The sequence below is a fragment of the uncultured Plantibacter sp. genome (assembly GCF_963518075.1).
Taxonomy (GTDB): Bacteria; Actinomycetota; Actinomycetes; order Actinomycetales; family Microbacteriaceae; genus Plantibacter; species Plantibacter flavus_A.
In genome coordinates this window covers 123,307-139,175 of record NZ_CAUQHZ010000001.1, presented here as the reverse complement: position 1 = coordinate 139,175, position 15,869 = coordinate 123,307, and the positions used below count along the sequence as shown (strand labels likewise).

Sequence of the window (15,869 nt, the reverse complement as noted above, 5' to 3'; positions counted from 1 at the left end):
TGTGAGGGCTCACATTGCCTGTTGACAACTCTTCCCAGCCGTGGCTAATGTTCAGCACAACGCAGATGTGATCGCTAACAATTGCTGACCACCTGCGTCACCGCAGCACCACGCACGTCACATTCACGCCGCACCCATCGTCGGGACCGCGGGTCTCAAAGAGGAGAACAATGTTCAAGACAACACGTGTCCGCGCACTCGCGGGCCTCGCCCTGGTCGGTGCTCTCGCGTTCAGCGCGACCGCCTGCTCGAGCGGTTCCGGAAGCTCCGACGGCGACGCCGGTTCGGACGGCGAACTCACCACCATCGGCTTCGTGGCCGTCGGCCCCGAGGGCGGATGGCGCACCGCGAACGAGAAGAACATCCAGGACTCGTTCTCGAAGGAGAACGGCTTCGACCTCAAGTACGCACCGGCGACGAACGGCGACCAGAACTCGCAGATCACCGCCTTCACCTCGTTCATCGACGAGGGCGTCGACGCCATCCTGCTCTCCGCCACAGAGGCGACCGGCTGGGAGAGCGTCCTGGAGCGCGCGAAAGAGGCCGAGATCCCCGTGGTCCTGCTCGACCGCGGCATCGAGCCGAACGACACCGAGCTCTACACGAGCCGCATCGCCCCCGACAACGTCGGCATCAGCGCCTCGGCCGCCGAGTGGGCGAACGGTCAGTTCCCCGACGGCGCCAAATACGTCGTCCTCGAGGGCCCTCCCGGCCTCTCCGTCGTCAACGACCGCAACAAGGGCTGGGACGACACCATCGACCCGAACTTCACCAAGCTCGAGTCGCAGTCGGCCAACTGGTCCACCGAAGAGGCGAAGAGCGTCTTCGAGACCATCCTCAAGGCGAACAACAACGACGTCCAGCTCGTCTTCGCACAGAACGACGAGATGGGCCTCGGCGCCGCACTCGCCGTCGAGGAGGCCGGCCTGAAGCCCGGAACCGACGTCAAGATCATCACGATCGACGGCACCAAGGCGGCGCTCGAAGCACTCGCCGCCGGACGCCTGAGCTTCGTCGCCGAGTACAACCCGCTGTTCGGTGAGACCGCGATCGACATCGTCAAGAAGGCACTCGCCGGCGACAAGGTCGAATCGGACATCGTGGTGCCGAGCGTCACGTTCGACTCTCCGGACGCTGCGACGGCAGCTCTGCCCGAACGCGCCTACTGATCCGACCCGGTCGCCCGGCAGCCACCCCCCCCTTCGCTGCCGGGCGACCGCCCACCCGCTTCCCGGGGACCAGACTCCCCGGCGACGACGCCGGATCGACCGGCAGAACGACCAGGCAGACATGGCAATCACCGAGCCGATCGTCGAGATGCAGCACATCTCCATCGAGTTCCCGGGCGTCAAAGCCCTGCAAGACGTGGACTTCCGCCTCTTCCCCGGCGAGGTCCACACGCTCATGGGCGAGAACGGCGCCGGCAAGTCGACGCTCATCAAGGCGCTCACCGGGGTGTACAAGATCGACTCCGGCACGATCCTGGTCGCCGGAGGACCCCGCTCGTTCTCCGGAACGGCGGACGCGCAGAGCGCCGGCATCTCGACCGTCTATCAAGAGGTGAACCTCTGCGACAACCTCACCGTCGGCGAGAACGTCATGCTCGGCCACGAGGTCCGCGGTCCCTTCGGCATCAACTGGCGCCGCACCCACGAAGCCGCACACGAAGCGCTCGTCGGGCTCGGCCTCGGGCACATCGACCCCAAGCAGCCGCTCTCGAGCATCTCGCTCGCGCTGCAACAGCTCGTCGCGATCAGCCGGGCCATGGTCACGAAGTCGAAGGTGCTCATCCTCGACGAGCCGACCTCCAGCCTCGACGCCAACGAAGTGGAAGGCCTCTTCCAGGTCATGCGCCGACTACGCGACCAGGGCGTCGCGATCCTCTTCGTCTCCCACTTCCTCGACCAGGTCTACGCGATCAGCGACCGACTCACGGTGCTCCGCAACGGCGAGTTCGTCGGGGAGTACCGCACCGCGGACCTCAACCGCACCGAGCTCATCTCCAAGATGATCGGCAAGGATTACGGCGCGCTCGCCGCCCTCGGCTCCAACCGCGGCCGCACCGCCACAGCCGACACCCCGGCGTTCTACAGCGCCAAGGACCTCGGGCGGAAGGGTTCCATCGACCCCGTCGACATCGAGGTCCACGCCGGCGAGGTCGTCGGTCTCGCAGGGCTCCTCGGGTCGGGCCGCACCGAGCTCGGTCGGCTCATCTACGGTGCAGACCGTCCCGACTCCGGCACGGTCACGATCGACGGCGCGACCGCCGAGGTCCACACGCCCATGGCCGGCCTGTCGAAGCAGATCGCCTTCTCCACGGAGAACCGACGTGACGAAGGCATCATCGGCGACCTGACCGTACGGGAGAACCTCATCCTCGCCGTCCAGGCCCGCAGGGGCTGGGCGCGTCCGCTGTCCCGCCGCGAGCAGAACGAGCTCTGCGACAAGTACCTGCTCGAACTCAACGTCCGGCCCTCCGACCCGGAACGACCCATCAAGAACCTCTCCGGCGGCAACCAGCAGAAGGTGCTCCTCGGCCGATGGTTGGCGACGAAGCCGCAGCTCATCGTGCTCGACGAGCCGACCCGTGGCATCGACGTCGGCGCCAAGGCCGAGATCCAGGAGGCGATCGCCGCGCTCGCCGAGGACGGGATGTCCGTCGTGTTCATCTCCTCCGAGCTCGAGGAGGTCGTGCGCTTGAGCGAGCGGATCATCGTGCTGAAGGACCACCGTAAGATCGGCGAGATCGTCAACGGACCCGAGGTCACCGCAGACACCATCGTCGACCTGATCGCCACCGAAGGGAGCGCCACGTGAGCGCCACCAGTCAGGGGCCGGCCCGTTCCGGTTCCTCCGCACGCGGCGGCCAGGGCTCGGCCCGCGGCGTCGTCAGCACCATCGTCCACCAGCCCTACATCTGGGCGATCGTGACCCTGCTGCTCCTGCTCGTCATCAACCTCATCAAGGACCCCGGCTACCTCGGCATCTCCGTCAACGGCACGACCGGCAACCTGTCGGGCAACCCGATCGACATCCTGCGAGCGAGCGCCCCGATCATGATGATCGCGGTCGGGATGACGCTCGTCATCGCCACCCGCGGCATCGACCTCTCGGTCGGTTCCGTCATGGCCGTCTCCGGCGCCGTGTCGATGGAGTTCATGAGCAACCAGAGCGGCGGCGACGCGGGTTCGGCCATCGTCGCCGCGCTGCTCGCGCTCGCCGTGAGCGCCTTCCTCGGCACGGTCAACGGGGTGCTCGTCTCGATCGTCGGCCTGCAACCGTTCATCACGACGCTCATCACGATGCTCGCCGGTCGAGGCCTCGCGAAGGTCATCACCTCGGGGCAGAACACCTCCGCCACGAACGAGCCCTTCCGCTGGCTCGCGAACGGCACCGTGTTCGGATTCCCCGTCGTCTTCATCATCGCCGGTGTCATCGTCGCGATCGTCGCGTTCCTCGTCCGGCGCACCGCGCTCGGCCTGATGATCGAGTCCATCGGCATCAACCCGCGCGCCGCCCGGATGGCGGGTATCCGCCCCATCGGCATCCTCATCGCCGTCTACATCGTGAGCGCCGTCCTCGCGGGTGTCGCCGGGATCTTCAGCACCGCCAGCGTCATGACGGTCGAGGTGGCGAAGACCGGGTTGAACGCGGAGATGGACGCCATCCTCGCGGTCGTCATCGGCGGCACCTCGCTCGCCGGCGGCAAGTTCTCCCTCACCGGCAGCGTGATCGGCGCGCTCCTCATCGCGACCCTCGACAAGACGATCGTGTTCCTCTCCATCCCCTCCTCGGCGACGCCGGCGTTCAAGGCCGTCGTGATCGTGATCATCTGCCTCCTCCAGTCACAGCGCGTGAGAGCCCTGTTCGCCCGGCGGAAGTCCCGGACGACGCCCACGGCGTCGGTCCCCACGCGAAAGGAAACGGTGTCAGCATGAGCACCCTCACCGACCGACCGACGCCCGACGCTCCGGTGCTCCCACGGCGCTCGCTGCTGTCCCGGCTGACGCCCAACCTCGAGACCCTGCCCACCCTGGCGGCCGTCGTCATCTTCATCGGCATGGTCGTCTACGGCGAGATCGCCTACGGACGCATCGTCCAGGCCAGCACGATCTCGAACCTGCTCATCAACAACGCGTACCTGATCATCCTCGCCGTCGGACTCACCTTCGTGATCCTCACGGGCGGCGTGGACCTCTCCGTCGGTGCGATCATCGCCATCAGCAGCCTGATCGGGGTGATGCTCGCGAACTCGGGCTGGAACCCGATCGCGGTCATGGTGATCATGATCCTGATCGGCTCCGCGTTCGGCGTGTTCTCGGGCGTGCTCGTGCAGTACTTCAACGTGCAACCGTTCATCGCCACGCTCGCGATGATGTTCCTCGGGCGCGGTCTCGCCTCGATGCTCAGCACCACCCCCGAGCGTCTCGCCGACGACTCGCCGATCCGTTCGCTCTCCACCGAGTGGAAGGTGATCGACGGCCCGAAGATCAACGACCTCATCACCACGCCGAACGTCCTGATCGCCGTCCTCGTCGTCGCCGCGGCGTTCGTGGTGCTCCACAAGACCCGCCTCGGCCGGACCGTCTACGCGATCGGCGGCTCGGAGCAGTCGGCGCTCCTCATGGGGCTGCCCGTGGTCCGCACGAAGCTCATGGTCTACGTGATCAGCGGCACGCTGGCCGGTCTCGCGGCCGTCGTCTACACCTCGAAGCTCGGCATCGCCCAGAACATCACGGGCGTCGGCTGGGAGCTCGACGCCATCGCAGCGGTCATCATCGGCGGCACGCTGCTGACCGGAGGCGCAGGCTTCGTCCTCGGCTCAGTCGTCGGCGCGCTCGTCCTCGGCCTCATGAACGTGCTCATCACCCGCGACGGCAGCATCCCGCCGGAGGCGACCACCATCATCACCGGCGGCATCCTGCTCGTCTTCGTCCTCCTCCAGCGACTCGTGGTCTCGCGCAAACGCAAGACCTGACGCCCGCACACCCCCACCGCACCACCCGTTCCATCCCGCTCGACAACGACGCCGAACCAGGAGAACCACCCCCCATGAGACAACTGCGCCTCAAAACGGTCGTCGCGACCTCCGTCGCGGCACTGATCCTGCCGCTCGTCGGTGCCTCCGGCGCCGCCGCAGCGGTGTCGCCGGGGACCGCCCCGACAGCGACCTCCCAGTCCAACTTCCGAACCGCCCCCACGGCGCAGGAGGACCTGGACGCCGCCGCGGCGGCGCTCTCGATCGCGAACGTCGACGACGTGCGCGGGAATCTGACCCTGCCCGGAGCACCCGAGGGGATCGACATCGCCTGGGCGTCGTCGGACACCACCGTGATCACCACCGACGGTGTCGTGACGCGGCCCGCCACGGACACCACCGTCACCCTGACCGCCACGCTGAGCCAGGGCGAGGCGACCGCGACGCGCGAGTTCACGGCGACCGTCCGCGCCGCGATCGCGACCCCCGACTACGAGGGCTACGCCTTCGCCTACTTCACCGGCAACTCGCTCGCCGGCGAGAACATCTACTTCGCCGCCAGTGAAGGCAACAACGCGCTCGACTGGAACGAACTCAACGCCGGACGCCCGGTCCTCACCTCGGACGAGGGTACGAAGGGGCTGCGCGACCCGTTCCTCATCCGCTCTCCCGAGGGCGACACCTTCTACCTCATCGCCACCGACCTCTCGATCGGCAGCGGCACGTCCTGGGGAGACTCCGTCCGCACGGGCAGCCACTACCTCGAGGTGTGGGAGTCCCACGACCTCGTGACCTGGTCCGACCAGCGGCACATCGAGGTCGCACCGGAGAACGCGGGCAACACCTGGGCACCCGAGGCGTACTACGACGACACGATCGGCGCGTACGTGGTCTTCTGGGCTTCGTCGCTCTACGACGCCGACGACCCGGACCACACCGGGAACAGCTACCACCGCATGATGTACGCGACCACCCGCGACTTCACGACGTTCAGCGAGCCGCAGGTCTGGCAGGACCAGGGTGTCTCGCGGATCGACTCGACGGTGATCAAGTCGAGCGACACCTACTACCGCTTCACCAAGGACGAGGGCGCCGGTGGCACCGGGTGCGCCGACATCATCCAGGAGTCCTCCACAGACCTGCGGGCCACGCTCGAGTCCTGGACGGTGCTCGACACCTGCATCGGTCGCGACGCAGGCACCAGCGCGGTCGAGGGGCCGACGGCGTTCGCCGCCAACCCGGGCGACGTCAACGGTGACAAGTTCTACCTCTTCGTCGACGAGTACGGCGGGCGCGGCTACATCCCGCTCGAGACCGAGGACATCGCGAACCCGGACTGGCAGGTCGCGAAGGACTACGACCTTCCTGCGAGCCCGCGCCACGGCACGGTGCTCCCGGTCACGGCCGCAGAGCTGCAATTGCTCGAGGACAGCCTCGGCGGAGCACCCGAGCCGGTGCCCGCGAACGAGGACGGCGAGATCGTCCGCTACGACTTCGCCGGCTCCGCAGGCTCGACACTCAGCGACGTGTCCGGCAACGGCCTCGACGCGACGGTCGAAGGCGGTGCGACCTTCTCCGACGGTGCGCTGCAGCTCGACGGTGGCGACGACTACGTCAAGCTGCCGGACGACCTGCTCGCCGGGGTGACCGACGTCACGGTGGAGGCGGAGGTCTGGATCGACCCCACGCAGGCCAACCCGTACTTCATCTACGGGCTCGGCAACACCACCGGTGGCGCCGGCGACGGCTACCTGTTCAGCACCGGCAACGCGTACCGGACGAGTCTCGCGACCGGCAACTGGAGCACGGAGCAGACGGTGTCGCAGGGCAAGGACCTGACGCGCGGTCGCTGGGCGAAGCTGACGTACACGTTGCAGGGCACCACGGCCACGATCTACCTCGACGGCATCGCCGTCGGCACCGGGACCGTGACGGCGGATCCGGGAGACATCGGCGGCGGGTGGACGAGCGCCAACTACCTGGGCCGTTCGAACTACGACGCCGACAACCGGCTGAAGGGCGCGTTCCGCGAGTTCGCGATCTACAACCGCGCCCTCTCGGCGGTCGAGGTGCTCGCCGGCTCCGGGAACACCGCGGCACTGACCGACATCGGCCTCGAGGAGGACGTGTTGAAGACCGCCCCGATCGTCGACGACGACCGCCACGAGGTCGTCTTCCCGGTTCAGCCCGGAACGGACCGCACCGCCTTGAGCCCGACCTTCACGACCGCGGCCGGTGTCACGGCGAGCCCCGCCTCGGGGACCGCCCTCGACCTCAGCAGCCCCGTGACCGTGACGTTGACGCCGACCTCGAGTGAGGCCGTGACGTGGACGATGCGGGCGGTCGAGATGAAGAGCCCGGTCATCCCCGGTCTCTACGCCGACCCGAACGTCTTCGTCTGGGGCGACACCTATTACATCTACGCGACCACCGACGGCTTCGCCGGTTGGGGTGGCAAGGAGTTCTTCGTCTGGTCGTCGAAAAACCTCGTCGACTGGGAGCGTTCGGCGGAGCCGATCCTCACGCTCGACGGCGCGAACGGGAACGTGCCGTGGGCGACCGGCAACGCCTGGGCGCCGACGATCGGCGAGAAGGACGGCAAGTTCTTCTTCTACTTCAGTGGCCACAACCCCTCGGTCGACCGGAAGACCATCGGCGTCGCCGTCGCGGACAGTCCGGCCGGTCCGTTCACGGCTCAGCCGAACGCGATGATCCTCAACGACGAAGCGGTGACCTCGGGACAGGCGATCGACCCGGCCACGTTCACCGACCCGGAGACGGGGAAGAGCTACCTGTTCTGGGGCAACGGTTCGCCGGTGTACGCGGAGCTGTCGGACGACATGCTGTCGATCAAGGCCGACACGCTCAAGCGCATCGACGGCCTGACCGACTTCCGCGAGGGTGCCTTCGTCAACTATCGGGACGGGATCTACCACCTGACGTACTCGATCGACGACACCGGTTCGGAGAACTATCGGGTCGGGTACGCGACGGCGACGAGTGTGGACGGCCCGTGGACGTACCGCGGTGTGATCCTGCAGAAGAAACCCGAACTCGGCATCCTCGCCACCGGTCACAGCTCGATCCTCAACGTGCCGGGCACGGACGACTGGTACATCGTCTACCACCGGTTCGCCATCCCGGGTGGTGACGGCCAGCACCGCGAGACGACGATCGACCGACTGACGTTCGACCCGGAGACGGGCCTCATGAACCCGGTCGTCCCGACCCTCGAGAGCGTCGGCCCGCAGCGGATCGCGGTTCCCGGTGCCGAGGGCACGCTGACGATCGACCGGCCGTCGGTGCGGGTGGGTGAGTCGTTCTCGGTGTCCGGGTCCGGCTTCGCCGCGGGGGAGCAGGTGCGGTTCACCCTGTTCTCCACCCCGACCGACCTCGGGACCGTCGTCGCGGACGCTTCGGGTGCGTTCGTGGCGACGCTCACGGTGCCCGCTTCCGTGGTGCCGGGTGCACACACGCTGCAGGCGCTGGGTGCGGACTCGGGCATCACGGCCGAGGCGGCGCTGACCGTCCTGGCAGCGGATGCCGCGGCTCCGGGCGCCGCGGGCTCCGGTCCTGGTGCGCTCTCGACCACCGGTGTCTCGGTCGTCGGATTCGTCGGCCTGGCCGGGCTGCTCCTCGCCGCCGGTGCGTGGCTGGTCGTCCGTCGCCGACGCGTCGCGTCGTAGCCCGCGCCCGCCAGCACCGATCCCGTCCGGGGTGACCATCGTCACCTCGGGCGGGATCGCCGTCTGTCCGGTCGCGACGAACCGCGCTGATCATGCCGGCAGGACGATGACCTTGCCGGCCATCCGGCCGGCAGCGGCTTCGGCGTGGAGCGCGGGCAGTTCGGCGAGCGGGATCCGTCGCGTCACCTCGACCGTCAGCGATCCCTCGTCGACGAGCGACACGAGGGTCGACAGGCGGTCGCGGTTCGGCAGGACGAAGACCGTCGCCGCGCGGACCTGCCGTGCCTCGTCCCCGGGCGTCGGCATCCACGCGGTGGTGCTCACCACTGCACCGCCGTCGTGGACGAGCCCGACGAGCGCCTCGAACTGCTCGGGGTCGATCGGCGCGAGGTTGAGGAGGACGTCGACGGGTGCCGACACCGCACCGAGGAGGTCGGACGCCGTGTGGTCCACGACCTCGTCCGCTCCGGCGGCCCGCACCGCCGCCTCACTCCGCGGGCTGGCCGTCGCGATGACGTGCACCCCGGCGCGCTTGGCGAGTCGGATCGCGTACTTGCCGACGACCCCGCCGGCGCCGACGATCAGGACGCGCTGACCCGACTCGAGACCGCCGTCGTCGAACAGCGCCTGCCAGGCGGTCAGGGCGACCGAGGGGAGGGCTGCGGCGTCCGCGAGCGGGATGGTCGTCGGTGCTGCGACGACGGCCTCCGTCGGTGCGACGACGTACTCGGCCGCACCGCCGTCGAGCTCCATCGGGAGGAAGCCGATGACCGCGTCGCCGACCGAGAGCCCCTCGACGCCCTCACCGAGCGCGTCGATCGTGCCCGACACGTCGTACCCGGGGACGTGGGGGAGCTGGACCGGGATCGGCAGGAACCCGGCCCGCATGCCGTTGTCGGCCGCGTTGAACGCCGACGCTGCGACGCGGATGCGTACCTGTCCGAGGGCCGGAGTCGGCTGCTCGATGTCGCCGTAGTGGAGGACCTCGGGTCCGCCGACCTCGTGGAACTGGACTGCCTGCATGATGCTCTCCTTCGTCAAGTGCTTCGAATTTGAAGCAACTGGCATGACGATAACACTGCTTCGAACTCGAAGCAACACCTAGAATGGACGCATGACCGAAACGCCTGTACCCCTCACTCCGACCGAACTCGGCGCCTACTTCGCGTTCACCGAGGTGAGCAGCCTCCTGCGTCCGGCGGTCGAGCAGCAGCTCCGCGAGGCGGGGGAGTTGAGCTACGTCCAGTTCCAGTTGCTGGCGCGCCTCGGTGATGCGCCGGACGGTCACCTGCGCATGACGGATCTCGCGGATGGCGTGGTCTACAGCCGTAGTGGGCTCACCTACCAGGCGCAGTTGCTCGACCAGCGGGGACTCATCACCCGCTCGCCGTCACCGGACGACGAACGCAGCACGGTCGTGGCGATCACGACGGCCGGCCGGGACGTGCTCGCCACGGTGTTCCCCGGCCACATCCAGGCCGTCAGGGACCTGCTCTTCGCGCCGCTCGACGACGACGACGTCAGCGAGCTCGCCCGCATCCTCGGGCGGGTCAGCGCGCGCCTCCGGGCGGCTCCGCCACGCTCGGCGGGTCGCCGTCGCAAGGCGTGATCGCCAGGATCTGGGAAACTCGAAGCTGTTCCTCCTCGGAAGGATTCGGCAATGGCAGCTCCAGAGCGTGAAGTCGGGCCGACCGCGCGCAATCCGATGGTCGTCGCGGGTGGCCTGGCGCTCGTCGCGGCGGCCGCAGTGCTCGTGTTGCAGATCGTCCTTCGACCGCTCGTGACGGATCTTGCGATGCAGGTGTTCGGGACCCTTGATCTGGATGCCCCTGGAGCGGCTGCGCGCGACCGGGTCATGACCTCGGCCCTCGTGCTCTTCACCGCGTTGACGACAGGCAAGAACGCCCTCGCGGGCGCTCGTTCACGCGAGGGTGTCCGTTGGAGGACGTCGGTGTGGCTGCCGGTCGCGGGATACACGTTCGCCGGAGTGTTGACGTGGGTGTTCTCGGTCACCCGAGGCTTCAGTCTGTCTTGAGCGCAGGGCGTCAGGAGCCGAGGGTGTCCTCAGCGGCGCGCTTCGAGGAGTGACACGAACTCGTCCGCCATCGCGAGTTGCTGCTGCAGCTTGGTGCGACGCTCGGCCGCGTCGGTGATGAAGCCGTCCAGGATCGCGCGAGTGACGTCGTCGGGTGCGGTGTCCATGGCGTCGATCACCCGGAGGAGCTCTGCCATCTCCTCGAGAGAGAAGCCGAGTGGTTTCATGCGCCGGATGAGGATGAGGCGGTCGTAGTCGTCCTGCGTGTACAAGCGGAAGCCGCCCTCGGTGCGCGCTGAGGCCGAGACCAGGCCGACGTCGTCGTAGTGTCGCAGCGTGCGGAGCGAGAGTCCGGTGCGCTCGGCCAGTTCGCCGATGTGCATGGTGGTCGGTTCGCTCGTCACGGTCGCCTCACTTCACATCAACCCTTACAGGCGAACTGCCGCGCAGCCTGCCGACCCTGTTCATCCCGAACGTGCCGTTCACGCTGGAGACGTTCGCGATCATCGCGCCGTACGCGGCCGCGATGGCGTTGGTCGGGCTCCTCGAGTCGCTCATGACGGCCAAGCTCGTCGACGATGTCACCGACACCCCGTCGGGCAAGACCCGCGAGTCTCTGGGCCAGGGGATCGCGAACGTGCTCTCGGGGTTCTTCGGTGGCATGGGTGGCTGCGCGATGATCGGCCAGACCATGATCAACGTGAAGGCCTCGGGCGCGCGAACGCGGATCTCGACCTTCCTCGCCGGGGTGTTCCTGCTGGTCCTGGTCGTCGCGCTGGGCGACGTGGTCGCGGTGATCCCCATGGCCGCGCTCGTCGCGGTGATGATCATGGTGTCCGTCGCGACCTTCGACTGGCACAGTGTCAACCCGAGGACCCTCCGCGCCATGCCCCTCGGTGAGACGGTCGTCATGGTGGCCACGGTCGTCGTGGTGGTCCTGACGCACAACCTCGCGATCGGTGTCGTCATCGGTGTGATCGCCGCGATGGTCGTGTTCGCAAGGCGGGTCGCCCACCTCGCCACCGTCGAACGCACGGTCGACCTGTCCGCAGCGACGCCCACCGCCCGGTACACCGTGACCGGAGAGCTGTTCTTCGCGTCCAGCAACGACCTCACGACGCAGTTCGCCTACGCCGACGACCCGGAGCGGATCGTCATCGACCTCTCGCAGTCGCACGTCTGGGACGCGTCGACCGTCGCCGCCCTCGACGCGATCACCACGAAGTACGAGCGTCGCGGGAAGCGGGTCGTCATCGAGGGGATGAACGACGCGAGCACGCGGATCCACGCCCGGCTGGCCGGCAAGCTGACCGGCGGTCACTGACCGCCGGTCGCGCCGGCTCCTGCGTCCGGCTCAGTCGAGCGGGACGCCGAAGTCGCCCGCGATGCCGGCCAGGCCGGTGGTGTAGCCCTGGCCGACGGCACGGAACTTCCACTCCGAGTTGTACCGGTAGATCTCGGCGAACAGCATCGCCGTCTCCTGGGAGGCGTCCTCGGTGAGGTCGTAGCGGACGATCTCCTGCTGATCCTGGTCCATGACCCGGCAGAAGGCATCGCGGACCTGGCCGAAGTTCTGGCGGCGGTTGTCGGCGTCGTGGATCGAGACCGCGATGACGATGCGCGAGACGTCGGGCTCCACAGCGCGGAGGTCGATCGTGATCTGCTCGTCGTCGCCGTCACCCTCGCCGGTGCGGTTGTCGCCCTGGTGCACGACCGAGCCGTCGGGCGTCGACATCTGGTTGTAGAAGATGAAGTCCGCAGGGGTTCGGATCTTGCCGTTCTCGGCGACGAGGATGGCGGAGGCGTCGAGGTCGAACGCGACGCCGACGGTGGTGCGCGGGTCCCACCCGAGACCGACCGTGGCGATGGTCAGCCCTGGGCTGGTCTTCGTGAGCGAGAGGTTGTTGCCTTTGGAGAGGCTGAGGCCTGCCATGGGTGTGTTCCTTCGAGAGTGCTCGGTGATGTTCGAACCTCCATCCTGCCCTGTTCCGGCTGAGTTTGGAGTGGGTTGTGGAGGATCCGCCAGCCCCCACGGCCGCAGCGGGGATCAGTCGCCGTCCGCCTTGGTGGAGTCCGCCGCTGTGACGTCGTCGAGTGGCAGCTCCTCGCGCGCGACCGCAGCGGCGACGTCACCGAGCCGCCGCTGGCGGGCGCGTGCGTACTGCCGCATCATCCCGAAGGCCGTGTCCATGTCGACACCCGCCGCCCGCGCCAGATACCCCTTCGCCTGCTCGATGGCGACCCGGCTGTCGAGCGCGCGCTGAAGTTGCTCGGTGGCGAGCGTCGCGTTCTCGATCGTCCGCTGCTGCAGGAGGCTGATCGTCGCGACATCGGCCAGCGCCTGGGCTGCGCGGGCGTCGGCGCCGTTGAGGGCGCCCTCGGTCTCGCGGAACAGGTTCAGAGACCCGACGATCGTGTCGCGGAGCCGCATGGGGATCGCGTGGACGCCCGCGTATCCGCGTTCCTGTGACGCTTCCGCGAACCTCGGCCAGTGCTCGCGCAGCTCGTCGGCGCTCTCCGCCGTCACCAGGAGACCGCTCGTCACCGCAGCGATGCAGGGCCCCTCTCCTGCGTTGAGCTGCATGAGGCCGATGAACTCGCTCCGCTCGCTCGTGGACGCGACGACCTGCAGGACGTCGTCGCGGTCGGCCAGATGGATGGCCCCGGCGGCAGCGTCGAACAGTTCGACCGCCCGGTCGACCAGCGTCTGCAGCACGTCCACGACGTCGTAATCGGCGACGAGGCTGTCGGTGAGGGTCACGAACGTCTCGATGAGCCGTGCTTCGCGCGTATCGTCCATGGCGGTGTCAGTCCTCATCTGTTGATCTGCGGATCAACCGTAACCGAGGCCGGAGGCCGTCGATGACCGCCGCCGTCGAGACGCGCTCGCGCGGATTTGCGCCGGGTCGCGAGACCGTTCTACGCTGAACGAGCGCTGCCCCAGACCCTGGTTGCCGGATTGTTCGTCCTTTCTGATGACGCCCAGGAGCCTCATGAGCACGCACCACGTCGGCTTTCTCTTCGTGCGCTCTCGGCGACCCGCTCGGTCGACGAGAACGCCCGTCCCACCGGCGGAGGGCGTCCGATGACGGTCGAACGCAGCAGCGGGTTCCGGAAGACCGGACCCAGCGGGAGAACGCGGGCTGGTGGCACCTCGAGCTACTCCGCGATCCTCGCCGAAGTGAAGTCGGCCGGTCTGCTCCGACGACGCCACGGCTTCTATTGGACGCTGTTCGCCGTCCTGGTGCTCGCCACCGCCGGCTGCTGGGTCGCCTTCGCGTTCCTCGGTGACTCCTGGATGCAGCTGTTGGTCGCGGCCGCTCTGGGCGTGCTGTTCACGCAGTTCGCCTTCTTGTCGCACGAGGCCGCGCATCGGCAGGTGTTCGAGTCCCGTGCCTGGAACGACCGGGCGGGCCGTTTCCTCGGCACCTTCCTGGTGGGGTTGAGCTACTCGTGGTGGATGAACAAGCACACGCGCCATCACGGCAATCCGAACACCGTGGGGAAGGACCCCGACATCGAGCCCGACACGATCCGCTTCCTGCCGGAGGACGTCGACACGGTGCGGAACCGGGCGGCGAGGATCTTCTACCGTCACCAGGGTTGGTTGTTCTTCCCCCTCCTCACCCTTGAAGGCCTCAACCTGCACTGGCTCGCGATCCGCTCCGTCGTCAGCGGTGTCGGGACGCGGGCCGGCGTGCGCGACCGGGTGGTCGAGGGCGTGATGCTCGTCGCACGCTTCGGGATCATCCTCACCGTCGTGTTCTGGTTCCTGCCGTTCGGCATGGCGTGCGCGTTCCTCGGCGTCCAGCTCGCGGTGTTCGGCGTCATGATGGGTGCCTCGTTCGCCCCGAACCACAAGGGGATGCCGACGATCGCCCATGACGCGAACGTCGACTTCTTCTCCCGCCAGGTCCTGACGTCGCGGAACGTCGTCGGTGGATGGTGGGTGTCGTTCCTCATGGGCGGCCTGAACTACCAGGTCGAGCACCATCTCTTCCCCTCGATGCCGCGTCCTGCGCTCAAGGAGGCTCGACGACTCGTCCGCGACCACTGCGCCGCACTCGACGTCCCGTACACCGAGACCACGCTGCTGCGCTCGTACGGGATCGTCATCCGTTACCTCAACCGCGTCGGTCTCGGAGCTCGCGATCCGTTCGCGTGCCCGCTCGTCGCCGAGCTCCGCATACACTGAGCCACCTCACCGACCACCATCACCCCACGGAATCAGGAACCCAAGCCATGCAGATCATCATCGTGCTCCTCGTCATCTGGGCGATCCTCTCCATCGTCGGCTTCGCGCTGAAGGGTCTGCTGTGGCTCGGGATCATCGGCATCGTCCTCTTCCTCGGCACGATCGTCTTCGGTGCCATCCGCCGCGCCGCCAGCAAGCGCTAGCTCGCAGTCGGAAGCCGCCCGGACGATTCGGGTACGCTCTGCCGGATGCGGAATCTGGACTGGGACGGCCTGCGCAACCTCAGGGATCTCGGCGGTCTGCCGACCCCGCTGTCGTCCACCGGCCTGACGGCGCGCGGGCGGATCGCGCGGGGTCCCCGACGCGAGCTGCTCACCGCTGCAGGGTGGGACGCAGCGATGCGATGGGGGCTGCGGTCCGTGGTCGATCTCCGCAGCGCTGATGAGACCGGAGCGCGCGAAACCGACCCGGGTGTCCGTCCTCCAGCCGAGCTGGTGATCACGCTCGCGCCGACCGAGGATCAGACCGATCCGGAGTTCCGCGCGGTGTGCCTGCCGATCCTCGACTCCCCGGAGTACTGGCCGCACAATGTGCGTATCCTGCCGGAGCTCGTCCGCGGTGCGCTCGAAGCAGTCGCATCGTCCGAACCCGGGATCCTGGTGCACTGCGCAGCCGGCAGGGACCGCACCGGCATGATCAGCGCGCTGCTGCTCGCCAACGTCGGCGTCCCCGATGAGGCCATCGTCGACGACTACGCGACATCGGTGCGTGCCATGGCCGGAACGGCGCCCCACGGCGGCCCGACCCACGACCGCCAGGCGTCGTGGACGTCGGAGCAGGTCGACGCCTTCCTCGACGACGTGACGCCGCACGTGCGAGCCTTCGTCGCCGACGCGGACGGGGTCTTCGACGCCCTGGCTCTCGACGAGGCGGCTCGGGCCGGACTGCGTCGGCTCCTCCTGCCGTGACCGAGCT

General features: G+C 68.0%; 15 protein-coding genes. 11 read left to right on the top strand and 4 right to left on the bottom strand.

Annotated elements, in window-relative coordinates:
* Nucleotides 1–170: 170 nt before the first annotated feature.
* The 5 genes from RWN05_RS00695 (at nucleotide 171) to RWN05_RS00675 (ending at nucleotide 8,664) form a co-directional block, all read left to right on the top strand.
* Nucleotides 171–1,169 carry an ABC transporter substrate-binding protein gene (locus tag RWN05_RS00695; protein ID WP_086472835.1) on the top strand — a complete coding sequence of 333 codons (999 nt, stop codon included), beginning with the start codon at nucleotides 171–173 and terminating at the stop codon, nucleotides 1,167–1,169.
* Between the two features lie 121 nt (nucleotides 1,170–1,290).
* Nucleotides 1,291–2,817 carry a sugar ABC transporter ATP-binding protein gene (locus RWN05_RS00690; RefSeq protein ID WP_314137857.1) on the top strand — a complete coding sequence of 509 codons (1,527 nt, stop codon included), beginning with the start codon at nucleotides 1,291–1,293 and terminating at the stop codon, nucleotides 2,815–2,817.
* Entirely contained in the window at nucleotides 2,814–3,938 is a 1,125-nt protein-coding gene (locus RWN05_RS00685) for an ABC transporter permease (protein WP_399542841.1), read from the top strand. The genes RWN05_RS00690 and RWN05_RS00685 overlap by 4 nt, the downstream gene beginning before the upstream one ends.
* Nucleotides 3,935–4,978, top strand: coding sequence for an ABC transporter permease (locus RWN05_RS00680; protein WP_121291161.1), 1,044 nt, complete (start codon nucleotides 3,935–3,937; stop codon nucleotides 4,976–4,978). The genes RWN05_RS00685 and RWN05_RS00680 overlap by 4 nt, the downstream gene beginning before the upstream one ends.
* 74 nt (nucleotides 4,979–5,052) lie before the next feature.
* On the top strand, nucleotides 5,053–8,664 hold the full coding sequence (locus RWN05_RS00675) for a family 43 glycosylhydrolase (RefSeq protein ID WP_314137853.1): 3,612 nt from the start codon (nucleotides 5,053–5,055) through the stop codon (nucleotides 8,662–8,664).
* 90 nt (nucleotides 8,665–8,754) lie between these two features.
* Here the strand turns inward: RWN05_RS00675 and RWN05_RS00670 are convergent, their stop codons facing one another.
* The gene (locus tag RWN05_RS00670) at nucleotides 8,755–9,687 is read right to left on the bottom strand and encodes an NADP-dependent oxidoreductase (RefSeq protein WP_314137851.1); all 933 of its coding nucleotides are present in this window, start codon (nucleotides 9,685–9,687) and stop codon (nucleotides 8,755–8,757) included.
* 91 nt (nucleotides 9,688–9,778) lie between these two features.
* Here RWN05_RS00670 and RWN05_RS00665 point away from each other — a divergent pair, with 91 nt between their 5' ends.
* Together RWN05_RS00665 and RWN05_RS00660 are read left to right on the top strand one after the other, a co-directional pair.
* Nucleotides 9,779–10,273 carry a MarR family winged helix-turn-helix transcriptional regulator gene (locus tag RWN05_RS00665; protein WP_314137850.1) on the top strand — a complete coding sequence of 165 codons (495 nt, stop codon included), beginning with the start codon at nucleotides 9,779–9,781 and terminating at the stop codon, nucleotides 10,271–10,273.
* A 51-nt stretch (nucleotides 10,274–10,324) separates the two neighbouring features.
* A complete protein-coding gene (locus tag RWN05_RS00660; RefSeq protein WP_314137849.1) occupies nucleotides 10,325–10,699 on the top strand; it encodes a hypothetical protein in 375 nt (124 codons plus the stop codon).
* Nucleotides 10,700–10,728: 29 nt separating this feature from the next.
* On the opposite strand, the gene RWN05_RS00655 is transcribed toward RWN05_RS00660, so the two are convergent.
* A complete protein-coding gene (locus RWN05_RS00655) occupies nucleotides 10,729–11,082 on the bottom strand; it encodes a MerR family transcriptional regulator (protein WP_314138582.1) in 354 nt (117 codons plus the stop codon).
* Here RWN05_RS00655 and RWN05_RS00650 point away from each other — a divergent pair.
* Entirely contained in the window at nucleotides 10,995–12,023 is a 1,029-nt protein-coding gene (locus RWN05_RS00650) for a SulP family inorganic anion transporter (RefSeq protein WP_399542866.1), read from the top strand. The two genes, RWN05_RS00655 and RWN05_RS00650, sit on opposite strands and share 88 nt — an antisense overlap.
* Nucleotides 12,024–12,053: 30 nt before the next feature.
* On the opposite strand, the gene RWN05_RS00645 is transcribed toward RWN05_RS00650, so the two are convergent.
* Both RWN05_RS00645 and RWN05_RS00640 read right to left on the bottom strand, forming a co-directional pair.
* On the bottom strand, nucleotides 12,054–12,632 hold the full coding sequence (locus RWN05_RS00645; RefSeq protein WP_064295082.1) for a TerD family protein: 579 nt from the start codon (nucleotides 12,630–12,632) through the stop codon (nucleotides 12,054–12,056).
* Between the two features lie 114 nt (nucleotides 12,633–12,746).
* Nucleotides 12,747–13,499 (bottom strand): GAF and ANTAR domain-containing protein, encoded by a 753-nt coding sequence (locus RWN05_RS00640; protein WP_314137847.1) that lies wholly within the window; start codon nucleotides 13,497–13,499, stop codon nucleotides 12,747–12,749.
* A gap of 285 nt (nucleotides 13,500–13,784) precedes the next feature.
* On the opposite strand from RWN05_RS00640, the gene RWN05_RS00635 reads away from it, so the two are divergent.
* The 3 genes from RWN05_RS00635 to RWN05_RS00625 are packed head-to-tail and all read left to right on the top strand — an operon-like array spanning nucleotide 13,785 to nucleotide 15,862.
* Nucleotides 13,785–14,894, top strand: a complete 1,110-nt coding sequence (locus tag RWN05_RS00635; protein WP_314137845.1) for an acyl-CoA desaturase — start codon at nucleotides 13,785–13,787, stop codon at nucleotides 14,892–14,894.
* Nucleotides 14,895–14,941: 47 nt separating this feature from the next.
* Complete coding sequence (locus RWN05_RS00630) at nucleotides 14,942–15,097, top strand: hypothetical protein (RefSeq protein ID WP_175484395.1); 156 nt, start codon at nucleotides 14,942–14,944, stop codon at nucleotides 15,095–15,097.
* 45 nt (nucleotides 15,098–15,142) lie between these two features.
* Complete coding sequence (locus tag RWN05_RS00625) at nucleotides 15,143–15,862, top strand: tyrosine-protein phosphatase (RefSeq protein WP_314137843.1); 720 nt, start codon at nucleotides 15,143–15,145, stop codon at nucleotides 15,860–15,862.
* Nucleotides 15,863–15,869 lie beyond the last annotated feature (7 nt).